9 protein-coding genes and 2 pseudogenes are annotated in these 15,270 nt (G+C 65.3%); 7 read left to right on the plus strand and 4 right to left on the minus strand.

Annotated features, from left to right (window positions below; translation table 11 throughout):
• From PHA29_RS09205 to PHA29_RS09215, 3 genes are all read left to right on the plus strand, one after another.
• Positions 1-276 (plus strand): restriction endonuclease subunit S (locus PHA29_RS09205; RefSeq protein ID WP_270849303.1); only part of this gene is annotated, 276 nt, incomplete at its 5' end.
• A 2-nt stretch (positions 277-278) separates the two neighbouring features.
• Positions 279-3,401, plus strand: coding sequence for a type I restriction endonuclease subunit R (locus PHA29_RS09210; protein WP_270849304.1), 3,123 nt, complete (start codon positions 279-281; stop codon positions 3,399-3,401).
• Between the two features lie 70 nt (positions 3,402-3,471).
• Positions 3,472-3,975, plus strand: coding sequence for a hypothetical protein (locus PHA29_RS09215; RefSeq protein WP_270849306.1), 504 nt, complete (start codon positions 3,472-3,474; stop codon positions 3,973-3,975).
• Positions 3,976-4,319: 344 nt separating this feature from the next.
• On the opposite strand, the pseudogene PHA29_RS09220 reads toward PHA29_RS09215, so the two are convergent.
• Positions 4,320-4,571 (minus strand): annotated as a pseudogene (locus tag PHA29_RS09220) (hypothetical protein); the annotation flags it as partial.
• A 416-nt stretch (positions 4,572-4,987) separates the two neighbouring features.
• Between PHA29_RS09220 and PHA29_RS09225 the strand changes: the two are divergent.
• A complete protein-coding gene (locus tag PHA29_RS09225; RefSeq protein ID WP_270849308.1) occupies positions 4,988-5,383 on the plus strand; it encodes a rhodanese-like domain-containing protein in 396 nt (131 codons plus the stop codon).
• Between the two features lie 224 nt (positions 5,384-5,607).
• Positions 5,608-6,435, plus strand: coding sequence for a zinc ribbon domain-containing protein (locus PHA29_RS09230; RefSeq protein WP_270849310.1), 828 nt, complete (start codon positions 5,608-5,610; stop codon positions 6,433-6,435).
• A gap of 84 nt (positions 6,436-6,519) precedes the next feature.
• Here PHA29_RS09230 and PHA29_RS09235 read toward each other — a convergent pair whose 3' ends face one another.
• Positions 6,520-9,585 (minus strand): hypothetical protein, encoded by a 3,066-nt coding sequence (locus PHA29_RS09235; RefSeq protein WP_270849311.1) that lies wholly within the window; start codon positions 9,583-9,585, stop codon positions 6,520-6,522.
• Between the two features lie 477 nt (positions 9,586-10,062).
• On the opposite strand from PHA29_RS09235, the gene mgtA reads away from it, so the two are divergent.
• Complete coding sequence (gene mgtA / locus PHA29_RS09240) at positions 10,063-12,837, plus strand: magnesium-translocating P-type ATPase (RefSeq protein WP_270849312.1); 2,775 nt, start codon at positions 10,063-10,065, stop codon at positions 12,835-12,837.
• Here the strand turns inward: mgtA and PHA29_RS09245 are convergent.
• Entirely contained in the window at positions 12,834-13,631 is a 798-nt protein-coding gene (locus PHA29_RS09245; protein WP_270849313.1) for an EFR1 family ferrodoxin, read from the minus strand. The genes mgtA and PHA29_RS09245 overlap by 4 nt on opposite strands.
• A gap of 300 nt (positions 13,632-13,931) precedes the next feature.
• Here PHA29_RS09245 and PHA29_RS09250 point away from each other — a divergent pair.
• A pseudogene (locus tag PHA29_RS09250) lies at positions 13,932-14,429 on the plus strand (DUF1349 domain-containing protein); the annotation flags it as partial.
• Between the two features lie 65 nt (positions 14,430-14,494).
• On the opposite strand, the gene PHA29_RS09255 reads toward PHA29_RS09250, so the two are convergent.
• Complete coding sequence (locus PHA29_RS09255; RefSeq protein WP_270849315.1) at positions 14,495-14,800, minus strand: integrase core domain-containing protein; 306 nt, start codon at positions 14,798-14,800, stop codon at positions 14,495-14,497.
• Between the last annotated feature and the right edge of the window lie 470 nt (positions 14,801-15,270).

The following is a 15,270-nucleotide window of genomic DNA, read 5'->3' on the forward strand; positions in this document are numbered from 1 at the left end:
CTCAGTACCAAGAGCGCTTACTACTCAGCCGAACAAAAACGAAAGTATGTATCAAGTGGAAAGGTGTCCAGAATTTCAAAAGGAGGCCTTTCAAGAATAACAATCCCTCTTCCTCCTCTCGAAGAGCAACGCCGCATCGTCTCTATCCTCGACAAGTTCGACGCCCTCGTAAACGACCTCTCATCCGGCATCCCCGCCGAGATTGAGGCGCGTCGCAAGCAATACGAGTACTATCGAGACAAGCTCCTCACCTTCAAAGAGAAACCCGGAGACTAGCCATGCCCTCGAGTGACATCGAATACGATTCATCGGATCGCCAGACCCTGGACGTCGAGTTCTCCTCGGCTCCCAAGGCCCCGCAGGCGTCCGTCCTCGACGACCTCCCCCGCGATGTCTCATTCGATGTGCTCGCCACGGGCGGCCAGGCCACCGTGTGCTCCGTAAGCCCGCTCGACGGGCCCCGCTCCGAGGGCTACCAGAGCGAGGCCGCGCTGGAGCACGCCTTCATAGAGCAGCTCCAGCGACAGGCGTACGAATACGTCACCTTTGCGGACGAGGCTTCCTTCAAAGCCAATCTGCGTCACCAGTTGGAGCTCCTGAACGGTTATCACTTTACCGACGGCGAATGGAAGCGCTTCTTCCGCACCAGCATCGCCGCCGCCAACGAGGGCATCGTGGAGAAGACCCGTCGCATCCAGGAGGACTACATCCAGTCCCTCCGGCGCGACGACGGCACCACCCGCAACATCCGCCTCATAGACAAGCGCAACATCCACAACAACCGCCTGCAGGTCACCAACCAGTACACGCAGAACGGCGGGAGCTACGAGAACCGCTACGACGCGACCATCCTGGTGAACGGCCTGCCGCTCGTGCACGTGGAGCTCAAGCGCCGCGGTGTTGCCATCAAGGAGGCGTTCAACCAGATCGAGCGCTACCAGCGCGACAGTTTCTGGGGAGGCTCGGGGCTCTTCGAGTACGTGCAGATCTTCGTGATCAGCAACGGCACGCATACCAAGTACTACTCCAACACCACGCGTTGGTCCCACCTCAAGGAGATGCAGGGCAAGCGCCCCGGCGGCAAGAAGACCTCCAACAGCTTCGAGTTCACGAGCTGGTGGGCAGCAGCGGACAACGAGCCCATCCGCGATCTCATCCCCTTCACCAAGACGTTCTTCGCCAAGCACACGCTGCTCAACATCCTCACGCGCTACTGCGTGTTCGACACCGAGCAGGTGCTTAAGGTCATGCGCCCCTACCAGATCGTGGCAACCGAACGCATCCTCAACCGCATCCTCATCTCCGAGAACGACAAGTCCATGCTGGGCACCACGCGCGCCGGCGGCTACGTGTGGCACACCACCGGATCGGGCAAGACACTCACCAGCTTCAAGACCGCGCGCCTCGCGAGCGGCATGGAGGGCGTGGACAAGGTCATGTTCGTGGTGGACCGTCAGGACCTGGACTTTCAGACCATGCAGGAGTACGAGAAGTTCGAAAAGGGCGCGGTCGACGGTTCAAAGAATACCGCCGAGCTCACGAAGAACCTCGCGGACGACACCAAGCCCATCCTGGTAACCACCATCCAGAAGCTCTCCCACTTCATCAAGGCCAACCCCAAGCACGACATCTACGCCAAGCACGTGGTGATCATCTTTGACGAGTGCCACCGCAGCCAGTTTGGCGAGATGCACCAGGCCATCACCAAGCACTTCAAGAACTACCACCTGTTCGGCTTCACCGGCACGCCCATCTTCGCCGAAAACGCCCTCTCCAGCGGCAACCCGCACCTGCGCACCACCGAGCAGGCCTTTGGCGACAAGCTGCACACCTACACCATCGTGGACGCCATCCGCGACGGCAACGTGCTCCCCTTCCGCATCGACTACATCCAGACCATCAAGAAGAAGGACGACTTCCCCGACGAGAAAGTCTACAACATCTACCGCGAGGGTGCCTACAAGGACACCCGCCGCGTGGACCTGGTGACCAACTACATCCTGGACCACTTTGACCAGAAGACCAAGCGCCAGTACGGCTACAAGCTCAGGGACAAGCGCGTCATGGGCTTCAACTCGATCTTCGCCACCGCCTCGATCGATATGGCGAAGCTCTACTACACCGCCTTCAAGCGCCTGCAGGCCAAACGCGGCGGCGAGCCCCTTAAGGTGGGCCTCATCTACAGCTTCGGCGTGAACGAGGACGAAACTGGCTGCGGCCTGCCCGAGGAGAACTTCGACGTGGACAGCCTCGACACGCCCGACCGAGACTTCCTGGAGGGGGCAATCGCGGATTACAACGCGATGTACAAGACGAACTTCTCCACCACAGGATCGGGCTCCGACGGGTTCAACAACTACTACAAGGACCTCTCGGCGCGCCTGAAGAACCGCGAGATCGATCTGGTCATCGTGGTGAACATGTTCCTCACGGGCTTCGATGCCACCACCCTGAATACCCTCTGGGTGGACAAGGACCTGCGCCTGCACGGCCTTATCCAGGCGTTCTCGCGCACCAACCGCATCTTGAACGCCGTGAAGGACTTTGGCAACATCGTGTGCTTCCGCGATCTGGAAGACGAGGTCAACGCGGCGATCTCGCTCTTTGGCGACAAGGACGCCCGCGGCATCGTGCTACTCAAGCCCTACCGCGAGTACCTTGCCGAGTACCGCGACCGCCTGGCCCAGCTGCGTGAGATGCTTTCCCCGGGCGAGGAGCCCCTCGGCGAGGAGGCCGAGAAGGCGTTCATCCGCCTGTGGGGCACCATCATGCGCCTGCGCAACATCCTCACGAGCTTCGACGAGTTCGCCGAGGACGATGACCTTGCCGCACGCGACGAGCAGGACTACCGCAGCGTCTACAAGGACCTCTACCAGAAGTACCGCCCCAAGGAGGGCGACGCCGCCATCATCAACGACGACCTGGTCTTTGAGATCGAACTGCTCAAGCAGGTGGACATCAATATCGACTACATCCTGATGCTGGTGCAGAAGTACCACGACGGCAACTGCAAGGACAAGGTCCTCATAGCCGACGTGGAACGCGCCGTCCGCTCGAGCTACGAGCTGTGCAACAAGCGCGACCTCATCGAGCAGTTCATCGACAGCCTGGACCACTCCGACGACGTCGAGGCCGACTGGCGGGCCTACATCGCCAAGAAGCGCGAGGCGGAGCTCACGGCCATCATCGAGGATGAGAAGCTCGACAGCGAGGGAACCCATGAGCTGGTGGAGCGCGCCTTCCGAGGCGGTGGCATCCCCGAGAGCGGCACCGAGGTGGTGGACCTCATGACCAAGAAGCCCAGCCGCTTCGGCGGGGGCGGCGCCTACGCCGCGACGAAGCAGCGGATCCTGGACAAGCTCAAGGCGTTCTACGAACGGTTCGCGGGGATGGGGGCATAGGGCGCCCCAGCATGTGTAATTAGGCCAGACGTATTTTCACAAATAGTCAATCTAGAAACAGGTGACGTAAATGGATGATACAGTTATTACGGCAATTGCGACAGCGGGTTCTCAGCTCGCCGTTCTTGCCGCAAAAGAAACAGCCACTCAAGTTAGCAATAGATTTCAGGCTATTAGGCAAAAGAAGACTTATGAGGAGCTTTGCAACTCGTACGAGGAACTAATAAATGAATTAGTCGCAGAGCGCGCTCAGGCGATTGCTATTGCCCAAGCATACAAATCCGAGTTGAACAGGTATGAGATAACAGATGAGGATATTGTGCACCTGCAAAACACGGTTGGACGTGCGCTAGACATCCTGAAATCCTTCTCACCTGATAGTGACTTCTCAAACTTCGAGAATTTCAAATCCCTCCTATCTGTCGATACGCTAAAAGCTATGCAGCTTCTGGGATTTGACTACAAGAAAGCGATAGGCGACCCCTTGACTGAAGTATGCGCGGATGCAATCCGTGCGAATCTGGGCCAGAAACAATCGACTGCCAACCGCAATAATCAGAAGAAGCGTAACTAAGCAAACTAAACATTTGTATTCCTTTGAAAGAAAGCTGTACGGCACTTCTCCATTCGAGGATGGGAGATATTGCGAGGCTGATGAACCAACGGTACTGAGTAAACGCCTGTCATCCAGAGTCGAATCCGGATGCATGCCAAAAGCGAGAAATATGTCGTGTCTAGCCTGGGCCCTGCGCTTCCGCCTCGCTGGAAAACAGCTGCTACTTAAGGAATCCCATAGGCATCCAATAGAAAGTATGCGTATAGTGCGTGTTCGTCCCCTGAATACTCAGCTGACGAATTCTTACTCGAATAGAAATACTGCAAGCTCGAATAGAAATACTGCAAGCGATTTAGTTGGCGCTAGGCATCCTCTCCCCCGCACAGCTCCACGCACCGCTCGAGCCACCGGCAGTCGTTCTCCTCGCGCATGGCGGCGTGCATCAGCACCAGGTAGTCGCCGAACTCGGGCGTGTCCCGCGGCGGCACCCCGTCAAACTTCCGCTGGTTGCCGCGCAGGTGCTCCAGGCGCTCGCGGTGGAGCTCCAGCTGGTGGGCCAGCATCTCGATCTGCCGCTCCGCAGGCAGGCAGCCCGAGAAGAACACCTGCAGCCTGGGCTCGCTCTTGGGCGTGGGGGGGGAGCTCCAGGTCCGCGTTCATCCACCTCATAAACTCCTCGCGCTCCTTGGGCGTGATGGAGTAGAGCTTTTTCTCGAGCGACGTCCCCACGACCTCCACCCGGTACTCCGTCAGGCCGTCTTCGGTCATCCTCTTCAGCTCGGGGTAGATCTGGCTGTGCTTGGCGCACCGCAAACTCGTTGAGCGCGTCCTGGAACTCCTGCGCCATCTCGTAGCCGCTGCAGGGCCGCTGATAGAGCAGGTCAGCGGTCTCGGCCATCGCCCCCTATATCGCCCTGCTCTGCCGTGACAATACCGCCGGATACGTCTACACCCGGTATGAGCCTCCCCTCTCCCGGGTACCCACCTAGCAGACATCCGCCCCGCCCACCCCCGCTCCTCGGGAGGACCCATGAACCTCGCGCGCATCCCCCTCATCGCATCGATCTCGCTCGCCCTCGCGTCCCTCGCGGGGTGCGGCGTCTCGCCCGAGCAGGCGGGCTACCGGCAGGTGAGCGCCGCCGAGGCCCAGCAGCTCATGGAGACCGAGCAGGACTGCGTCATCCTCGACGTGCGCACGCAATCCGAATACGACTCCGGCCACATCCCGGGAGCCGTCTGCCTTCCCAACGAGGACATCGGCTCCGAGGAGCCCTCTGAACTCCCCGACAAGGACCAGCTCATCCTCGTCTACTGCCGCAGCGGCAACCGCAGCGCCCAGGCGGCGCGCAAGCTCGCCGCGCTCGGCTACACCGACGTGGTCGACTTCGGCGGGATCAACGCCTGGCCCGGGGAGATAGAAAGGTAGAGGGCCCTAAGGGATCCCCGCTCCCGCATCGGCCGCCATCTTGATTGGCCCCGCAGCCCACCGTCGCCCCGGGGGTATGCATGTGAAATTGGGTCAGACGCAATTTCACATGACCCCTGCTCGCTCGGGTCCGCAACAACCCGTTTCTTGCCGCTCCTCCCCCGCCGTCGCACAATCAAGGCGCAGGGGGCGGACGGCGCCCCGGGCGTATGCGAGGAGGAACCATGGCACTCAAGGACACCGTCGCCCAGATCCGCCAGGAGGCGGGCGTCACGCAGGAAGAGATGGCGCGCAGGCTCTACGTGACGCGCCAGGCCGTATCGCGCTGGGAGACGGGCGAGACCGCACCCGGGATCGACATGGTCAAGCTCATCTGCGTGACCTTCGGCGTGCCACCGGAGCGCTTCTTTGACATGCCGCAGAGCTATTACTGCCAGTGCTGCAGCATGCCCATGCCCGAGCCCGAGCTGCACGGCACCGAGGCCGACGGCTCCCCGAGCCAGGACTTCTGCCGCTACTGCTACGACCACGGCGACTTCACCGCCACCGGCGTCACCATGGACGAGTTCATCGAGGCCACGGCGCCGATGGAGGCCGAGGCCCTCGGCATCTCGCGCGACGAGGCGGTGTCCCTCATGGCGACGCTCCTGCCCCACCTCAAGCGATGGCGCGAGGTGGCCGCAAACGAGAAGGCCTACGGGGAGGAGCTGCGCGCCGCGCACGGCGACGAGGTGATCGATGCGGCCAACAAGCGCTACGTGGGCATGGGCGAGGCCGCGCACCTGCGCGCCGACGAGCTGGAGCTCGCCATCAAGGAGCAGCTGCGACGCGCCCTGGAAACGGGTGACGAGCATGGCCCTGAGGCCGAGCAGCTCGTGCGCATGCACGCGGCGTGGCTTCAGATGTACTGGCCCGAGGGCCTCTACTCCCCCGAGGCGCACCGGTCGCTCGCCGACGGCTACCTGGCCGATGAGCGATTCCAGCGCTACTACGACGCCGTTGCCCCAGGAGCTGCGCGCTTTTTGCGCGACGCCGTGCACACCTGGGCGTGACGGTGCACGCGTCGGGGGCGGCAGCCGCGCAGGCCGCCGCCCCCGACAGAATGGCACGGTGTTGTCTTGGCTCGGGCCCGGGGCTTACGAGCGTCGCGACCGCATCATTGCGAACGTCCCCGTAGCGACGGCCGCCGCCGCGAGAGCGCAAAGCGCCGCCACGACGGACACGGAGCCATCGCCTGTCTTGGCAAGCGATTCTCGATCGTCATCGGCGTTGTCCGTTGAGGTGGAACTGGAGCGCATCGCACCGCAAAGCTTGCAACGGCCGTCTTCTCCCCAGTCGTGACCGGTGGCGGGAACGGCCTCGCCCTCCGCGAGCACGAGGCCGCACACGGAGCAGACGGCATCGCCCGAATAGCCGTCCTCGGTGCAGGTGGGCTCCTTCGCCCCGACGACCTCCGGCTCGTGCCCGGCGTACTCGAGCCTCTCGCCGCAGCCGTTCAGGCAGGAGCGCCAGTGCCCGTCGGCGTCGCGCTCCCACCCGTCGGCGGGGTCGTGGCCGGTGGCGGGAACGGCGGCGTCCCCGGGCTCGATCTCCTCGTTGCCGTCGGCGTCGCCGAAGACCTTGCCGCAGGCCTCGCAGGCCCAATGCTCATCGCAGCCGTCATCGGTGCAGGTCGCGGGCTTTGCCTCGACCTTGACCAGATCGTGCACCACGGAGACGGAAAGCTCGAGGGCCGCGGTGGCGGTGCTTTGCCCGCTGACGCCGGATATGACGACGCTCTCGCTGTATGCGCCCACATCAAGGCCGTCCTTGGGCACGATCGAAACCTCGACCGCGTCGCCGGGATCTAGCTGGCCCGACGACGCCTTGAGCTCAAGTTCGAACGCCTCCGACTGAGGCACCTGGATCTCAAGAGGCCGGTTGCCCGTATTAGAAATCGTGACCGTCACAGGTTTGACCTGCCCCGGGAACGAGCCCTCGACGAGCCTGCCGAAATCCACATCGGCCGAATCGAGGGAAATCTTGAAGACGGGTTTGGCGATAACGGTCAGGGTCGCGGGATCGCTCGCGGCTATGCCGAGCCCGCCCGTGACGACACAGCGGAATTGCATGCCGTCCATGTCCGCCGTCGTCGCGGGCGTGGTATATGACGCGCCGTTCGCGCCCTCGATATCCGTCCACTCCCCATCAGCGCCCGAGCGCTGCTGCCACCGATAGGAGAGCGTGCCCGTCCCGCTAGCGGAAACCTCAAAGGTAGCGGCGCTCCCTTCATCGACCGTCGCGCCCTTGGGCTGCGCAGAGATGCGCGTGACGTCATCGATGCCACCGCTCGCGCAGCGGAAGTACGACGCGCTCTGAACCAGGTCGACGATCTGCTGCTCGGCAGTAAACGGGGAGCCGTCGACCGGCGTGGCGCTCTCCTCATCCGCACCCGAGATGGCTGCAATTGCCTCGCCTTGGGCAGGGAAGATTCTCAGGGTGCCCGAGGCGGTCGACCCGCTCGCACCAGCGCCGATGGCGCATAGCCCGTCGTACGCGCTCGCAGTGACGGTGCCGCCGGCGATGGTGACGTCGGCGCCGTTGCCGTCCGCACCGCCGCCGATCGCAGCGGCGGTGCTGCTGCTGTCCGAGCCATAGACCGTGGTCGCCGTGACGACGCCGCCCGTAATCAAGACGGTTCCGCCGTCGCCCCGCAGGCCGCCGCCGATTGCCGCGCCGAAACTCTTGCCGCCCGTCGCGTTGACGACGCCGCCGATAACGGTGAGACTTCCGCCGTCGTTTTGCTGACCACCGCCGATGCCCGCGGCGTTCCATCCACCGAACGCCGTGACGACGCCGCCGGTGACGACGACCGCTCCGCCCTTTCCGGCTTCAGCCTTGTCGTTGAGGCCGTCGGGATTATAGAAGCCTCCGCCGATACCCGCCGCTCGCGAGTATCCCCCCGCATTGTCGGCCGTGACCGCCCCGCCGCAAATCATTATTGTCCCCGCATCCGCAGTATCCTCCGCAGTGCCTCCGCCGATGGCAGCGCAATCGGCGAAACCCGAGTACCTCGTCGTGGCGGTCAGCGAGCCCATCGTGGCTTCATCCGCGGATTGGGCGTAGATGGTGAGGCTGTTGCCCTCCGACACCTCGATGCCGCCGTTGACGTTCAACGCGTTCCCATCGGTCAGAATCAGCCTCACATCGCCGTCGACGACGATGCGCCTCCTGCTGATGCTCACATTGGAATCGAGCGCATACCAGCCGCTGGTCCACTGCAAGTCATCGGTGGAAACCGAGAGGCAATCGGCCTTGGTCTGCTCGACGCCTCCCTCATCGAGATAGGATACGGTCAAAAGCTTTCTGGTGCTGCAGGAGAAGTAGCCCATGCCCATCTCATCGCTCGGCACTTGGACGGATGCGCCCGGCTTGAAGGGAGAGCCGGCAAGCGCCGTGGCGGTCTCCGCGCTGTCACCCGTGCTCGCGGAAATAATCCTACTGGCTTTCGGGGCGATCGTGAGCGTGCCGTGGTCGGAATTGCCCGCGCCACCGCCGATGGCGGCACCCTTCGTGCTGGTCGCGGTGACGCTGCCGCCGGTGATCTTCACCGTGCCGCCTTTTCCCCGACCGTCCATATCCGAACCGCCGCCGATGGCAGCGCCGCCACCGGTCGCAAGGGCGTTGACGATGCCACCGTTGATGGTTACTGGACCTCCAGTAGAGTTATACCCCCCCCCGATTGCGGAGCCGGCATATGAAGACGTGGCCTCGATGCGACCTCCGTTGATCGTTATAGAGGAAGAGCTGCTTGACCTCGTCCTGATGGCACCCATGCCAGTCGAAGCGGTCGCACGAAGCGTACCCATCGTCCCGCCATCTTCTGTTTGGGCGTAAATGACAAGGTTGGCGCCTGAGTCTATCTCAATACCCTTGCTCGCGGTAAGGGTGCACCCGTCCGCCAAGATCAGGTTCGTGAGGGAGTAGGCGGAACCGTCTCCGGAAACGGTGATGCGCTCGGAGATGGTGACATCGCCATTCACCACATACCAACCGCGGGTCAACTTGGTGTGGCCGCTCGTGATTTCCGTAGCCTCGGAAATCGTTGTGGAATTCCCATCTCCATCGATATATGGAACGTTTCTTGCCGCCAGCGCCGTCGTAGGCAGACCAAGGCACAGGACTAGGGTGCAGGCCAGGCTCAGCAACATTCGCCTCATCATGAGAGTCTCCTCGTCTCGCGCGCGGTCTCATCTCCCCATCCGCGCCATTATCCCATGAAAACACGGCTGCTACCATGCGCTATCCCATGAACAGGTGAAATTATGTCTGACGATTTTTCACGCGGGCCGCGCCGACCCGCCCAGGCGTGAGATTACGTCTGACGTTTTTTCACATGCGTTGACAATTCTGTGCACCCTGTGAAAGGGTTTCCAACCGCGCCCGCCTGCGTCATACTCCGGCACATCGCAAGGAGCGCGCGCTGCGCGCAGACCCCAGAGGAGGTGCGACCATGAGCGACCGAAGTAGCAATGCCCGCGGTGCCGGGTCGCACGAACCCGTCGCTAGGATCGCCTAGCCAATAAGCGCCTGAACAACAGATCTCGCAGCCACCCGGCAGCTTGCCGGCGACTTCGCGCTGCCCGCCCACGGGCATCCACATCTCGACCAGCCATCACGAGGTATTGGGAGGTGCACGGATGCGCATCGCAACCATCATCGCCAACTTCAGCAAGGCCCCCGCCATGTGCGGGAGCAAGATCGCGCGCCGTCACGGCGCGTACGACCGCCACGGCGAGCTCGGAGAGTCCATCGGGCTCGCGGCGACCACTCAAACAGCCGAGCTCCTCGAGGCGCTCGGCACCGACCGCGACGGGCTCGACGCGAAGCGCGCCGATGAGCTTCGCGCCGAGGTGGGGGGAAACGTCCCCACCCGGGCTCGCCGCGCGCCGGCGGCCCTGCGCCTGGCAAAGAGCATGGCCAGCCCCTTCTCGCTCATCCTGGCGGCGCTCGCGGCGATCTCGCTCTACACGAACGTGATCGTTGCCGCCCCCGACGATAAGGACCCCTCCACCTGCATCATCATCGCCGTCATGGTGCTCATCTCGGGCATCCTGGGATTCGTGCAGGAGGACCGCGGCATCGCCGCCGCCGAGTCGCTTCGCACCCTTGTCACCACCACCTGTCGGCTCAAGCGCGCCGGCGAGCCCGCCCGCGAGGTCCCCTTCGCCGAGCTCGTGCCCGGTGACATCGTGCTGCTCGCCGCCGGCGACCTCATCCCCGCCGACGCCCGCGTGATCGAGGCGAAGGACCTCTTCGTGAACCAGACCGCCCTCACCGGGGAGAGCGAGCCCGTCGAGAAGGACGCGCTCCCCTGCGATGCGGACGCGGGCGCGCTCACCGTGGGGGACTGCACGAGCATCGTTTTCACCGGGACCACCGTGGTATCGGGTTCGGCCCGCGCCGTGGTGGTGGCAACCGGGGACGCCACCTACGTGGGCCGCGTCATGCGCACCGTGCGCGAGCGCCCCGCCCGCACGAGCTTTGACGCAGGCGTGGCATCGGTCTCGCGCGTGCTCGTGGGCTTCATGCTCGTCATGTGCCCCATCGTGTTCGTCATCAACGGCATCACCAAGGGCGACTGGCTCGACGCGCTGCTCTTCACCGCATCGGTTGCGGTGGGCATCACCCCGCAGATGCTGCCCGTCATCGTGACCACCTGCCTGGCGCGCGGCGCGCGCGAGATGGCGCGGCGCGAGGTCATCGTGAAGGACCTCTCCGCCATCCAGAACCTGGGCGCCATGGACGTGCTGTGCTGCGACAAGACCGGGACCCTCACCGAGGACCGCGTGGTGCTGGAGCGCCACCTGAACGCCGACGGCGCCGAGGACGACCGCGTGCTGCGCCACGCCTTCCTGGTGAGCCATTTCCAGACGGGGTTGCGCAACCTCATCGACGAGGCGATCGAGGAGCGCGGCCTTGCGCTCGCGCGCGCCGGCTCCCCCGAGCTCGCCGGCGCGATCGAGCGCTGGCACAAGGTGGACGAGGTCCCCTTTGACTTCGAGCGCCGCCGCATGAGCGTGGTGGTCGAGGACGCCGCCGGCAAGACCCAGATGGTCACCAAGGGCGCCGTGGAGGAGGTGCTCGCCGCGTGCGCGTACGTGGAGCTCGACGGCCGGGCGCTCCCGCTCGACGGGAGGCGCCGGGCGCGGGTGCTGGCGGATGCCGCGCGGATGAACGACGAGGGCTTGCGCGTGATCGCCGTGGCCCAGCGCACCGACCCGCGGCCGGTGGGCGCGTTCTCGGCCGCAGACGAGCACGACCTCGTGCTCATCGGCTACCTCGCGTTCCTCGACCCGCCCAAGGCGAGCGCGGCGGAGGCGGTCGGGCAGCTCACCGCCGCCGGAGTCTCGGTGCGCGTGCTCACCGGCGACGCCGAGGGCGTCGCCGCGGCCGTGTGCCGCAAGGTGGGCATCCGCGTGGACGGCATGCTCACGGGCAGCGAGGTGGAGGCGATGGACGACGCCGAGCTCGCCGAGCGCGCGGAGGGCGTGCAGCTCTTCGCGCGGCTCTCCCCGCTCCAGAAGGCGCGCGTCGTGGACGCCCTGCGCGGGCGCGGGCACGTGGTCGGCTTCATGGGCGACGGCATCAACGACGCCGCCGCGCTGCGGGCCGCCGACGCCGGGATCTCGGTGGACACCGCGGTGGACGTGGCCAAGGAGACCGCCGCGGTCATCCTCACGCGCAAGGACCTGGCGGTGCTCGGGCGCGCCGTGCGCGAGGGGCGCCGCACCTACGGCAACACCATCAAGTACGTGAAGGCCACGGCGAGCTCGAACTTCGGCAACATGCTTTCCGTGCTGGTGGCGAGCGCCTTCCTACCGTTTCTTCCCATGACGGCGCTTCAGCTGCTCCTGCTGGGGCTCGTCTACACGCTCTCGTGCGCCGCGATCCCCTGGGACCGCGTGGACGAGTCGTTCCTGGCGCGCCCGCGCACCTGGGACGCCCGCTCCATCGTGAGCTTCATGCTGTGGATGGGACCGGTGAGCTCGATCTTTGACATCGCGACGTTTGCCGCTCTGTTCTTCCTGGTGGGCCCCATCGTCACGGGCGCACCCTGGGGCGAGCTCGCGCAGGCGGGGGGCGCCGCGGGCATGGCGCTGTTCGTCGCCGTCTTCCACACGGGCTGGTTTTTGGAGTCGCTCTGGACGCAGACGCTCGTGCTCCACGTGCTGAGGACCGAGCAGGTGCCCTTCGTGCAGAGCCGCCCGGCGCCCGCCCTGCTGGCGGTGACGCTTGCCGGGACGCTCGCTGCCTGCGCGCTCCCCTATGCCGGGGCGCTTGCCGACGCGCTCGGCCTCGTGGCGCCGCCCGTGGAGGTCTACCCCCTCATCATGGCGTGCGTGACGGGCTACGTGGTGCTCGTGACCATCATGAAGGGAGCGTACGTGCGGCGGCGCGGGTCGCTGCTCTAGCCGGCGGGAGACCCACCCCGGCCGCGGGCATCCGTCCCGGGGTCCGCGGCGGCGCCCAGGTACCGCTCTATCGAATAGCGGGCGCGGCCCCGCGTGGCCTCTCCGTACTCGATGGCGCGCACGGGGCACTCGTTGATGCAGCGCAGGCACTGGTAGCAGGAATCCTTGACCCAGCGGGGCACACCGTCCGCAAGCTCGATCGCGCGGGAGGGGCAGCCCGCGGCGCAGCGGCCGCACCCCACGCAGGCATCCGTCGCCGCAAAGGGCTTCGTGGCGCGCGCGAAGCGGTTGAAGCCCCAGTTGGCGGCGGACGATTTCAGAAGAGAGGCCGTACCCTCGCACAGCCGCCCCGCGCACACGCGGCGCGCGACCTCCTCGGCGATGCGCGCCACCTCGCGCTGCGCCGCCGCGATCTTGGCGCGCACGGTCTCGGGCGGCTCGAGCTCGGAGCCGATCACGTAGTTGTTGGGCATGGCGATCCCATAGGAGCTGTCGAGGGGGACCTTCCGGGCAATCTTGCGCATCGCGCGCCCCGCCTCGGCGCCATAGGTGCACACGCCGAACGTGAAGGCCTCCCCCGGAATCGCCGCTCGCTCGGCAAACGCCTCCATAGGCCCGGGGACGCCCCAGGCATAGATGGGAAACACGAAGCCCACGCGCTGCTCGCCGGAAAGATCCGCCGCGGCGCGCGCGGCCGCGGAATCGATGATGTCGAGGGCGCGGTCGCCCAAGCGCCGCGCAAGCTCGCAGGCGATCCAACGGGAATTCCCCGTGCCGGAAAAGTAGAAGATCATGCGTCCCCCTCGCGTCCATGGGCAGCTCCAAGGCAACATCCCGCAGGGGGGCCGGACGCAAAACCCATCCGATGGGCAAAAGTATAGCCGACCCCGCCGATCAATCCCCAATCGGCAGCCCTCGCCCGGCACCCCGTTTGCGCGATACTTACGTCAAGCATGTCCGCGACGAGGAGGAACGAAATGGCTTTCGACACAGCGCGCCTTGCATGGACCCGCAAGCCCCGGGAATGCAGCATCGAGCCGGACCGCATCGAGATCGTCACCGAGCCGCATACGGACCTCTAGCAGCGAACCTACTACCGCTTCCGCAACGACAGCGCGCCGGTGCTCCAGATGGCGACGGCGGAGCGGTTCTTCTCCTTCGTGGTGCGCTGCGACTTCTCAGGCAGCGCGCACCGCTTCGACCAGTGCGGCGTGGTCGTGTACCTCGATAGCGAGAACTGGCTCAAGGCCTCTGTGGAGTACGAGAACGAGGATTTCGCGCACCTGGGCAGCGTGGTCACCAACCACGGATACTCCGACTGGGCGACCACGGAGATACCCGCCACGGTGAAGTCGATGTGGTACCGCCTGAGCCGACGCGAGGACGATTTCCGCATCGAATGCTCCGAGGACGGGACCGCCTTCCGCCAGATGCGCATCTGCCACCTGTGGGACGCGCGGGACGAGGTGCGGCTCGGCGTATACGCCTGCAGCCCTGAGGATTCATCCTTCCGCGCGGTGTTCACCGACCTGGCGATCACGGCGTGCGCTTGGCGCGCGCACGACGGCCAGGCGCCCGACGAGGACCTCTAGGTCGCGTGCGCTCACGGCGGCGGCTGCGTGCGGCGGCGCGTTGCTGGAACATTCGTGAAGCGCTGCTAGCTGTTGTGTGCCAACAGGTTGTTGACGCCGACGATGCGCGACATGGGCGGCAGGCCCCCGCACGCGCTGTGCGGACGGCTCCAATTGTAGTGCTCGAGGTAGGCCGGGAGGGCGGAAGCCCTCCCGGCCTCGCCGTCCCACGCGCGCCCGTACTGCCACTCCTGGGCGAGCGTCCTGTTCATGCGCTCGACCTTGCCGTTCTGCCAGGGGCTGTAGGGCCTGGTGTAGACGCGGCGAATCCCCTCGGACTCCAGCAGGGCGTTGAACTCGCCCGAGCGGTAGCCGGGGCCGTTGTCGGTCATCAGCCGGGGCCGTTGTCGGTCATCACGCGCTCGGCGCGGACGCCCAGGCCGGCGAAGAACGCCAGGCAGCGTGCCATGAACGCGGAGCAGGTGCCCCTGCGCTCGTCCGGGAGGAGCCCCGCGTAGGCGACGCGGGAGAAGTCGTCGACCGCGACGCGCGGGCACGACGACCCGGCCCCCGAGCGCCCCCTCGAGGGGTCGTTGCCCCGCCCGAGGGCGCGCCAGCCGCCCCCGGGCGGGGATGCGGGCGACCTTCTTCACGTCCACGTGGAGGAGCTCGCCGGGCCTCTCGCGCCCGTGGCGCACGGGCGCGACGGGCCCGCGGCGGCGGACCTCGCCCGTGACGCGGTCGACGTCGGCGAGCCTCGGCAGCCCCCTCCTCGCGACGATCCGCGCGCACGTCCGCGCCGGCACGCCCGTCGCGGCGGCGAGCGCGAGCGGTGTGTTTGCTAGCGTCTTACTTACGGGTT

Source organism: Candidatus Collinsella stercoripullorum, from assembly GCF_027669965.1.
GTDB classification, from domain to species: Bacteria; Actinomycetota; Coriobacteriia; order Coriobacteriales; family Coriobacteriaceae; genus Collinsella; species Collinsella stercoripullorum.

Bases quoted from the DNA above. Each gene is read 5' to 3' on its own strand.
- PHA29_RS09210 (WP_270849304.1), top strand. From the start codon at position 279: ATGCCCTCGAGTGACATCGAATACGATTCATCGGATCGCCAGACCCTG.
- PHA29_RS09215 (WP_270849306.1), top strand. From the start codon at position 3,472: ATGGATGATACAGTTATTACGGCAATTGCGACAGCGGGTTCTCAGCTC.
- PHA29_RS09225 (WP_270849308.1), top strand. From the start codon at position 4,988: ATGAACCTCGCGCGCATCCCCCTCATCGCATCGATCTCGCTCGCCCTC.
- PHA29_RS09230 (WP_270849310.1), top strand. From the start codon at position 5,608: ATGGCACTCAAGGACACCGTCGCCCAGATCCGCCAGGAGGCGGGCGTC.
- PHA29_RS09235 (WP_270849311.1), bottom strand. From the start codon at position 9,585: ATGATGAGGCGAATGTTGCTGAGCCTGGCCTGCACCCTAGTCCTGTGC.
- mgtA (WP_270849312.1), top strand. From the start codon at position 10,063: ATGCGCATCGCAACCATCATCGCCAACTTCAGCAAGGCCCCCGCCATG.
- PHA29_RS09245 (WP_270849313.1), bottom strand. From the start codon at position 13,631: ATGATCTTCTACTTTTCCGGCACGGGGAATTCCCGTTGGATCGCCTGC.
- PHA29_RS09255 (WP_270849315.1), bottom strand. From the start codon at position 14,800: ATGACCGACAACGGCCCCGGCTACCGCTCGGGCGAGTTCAACGCCCTG.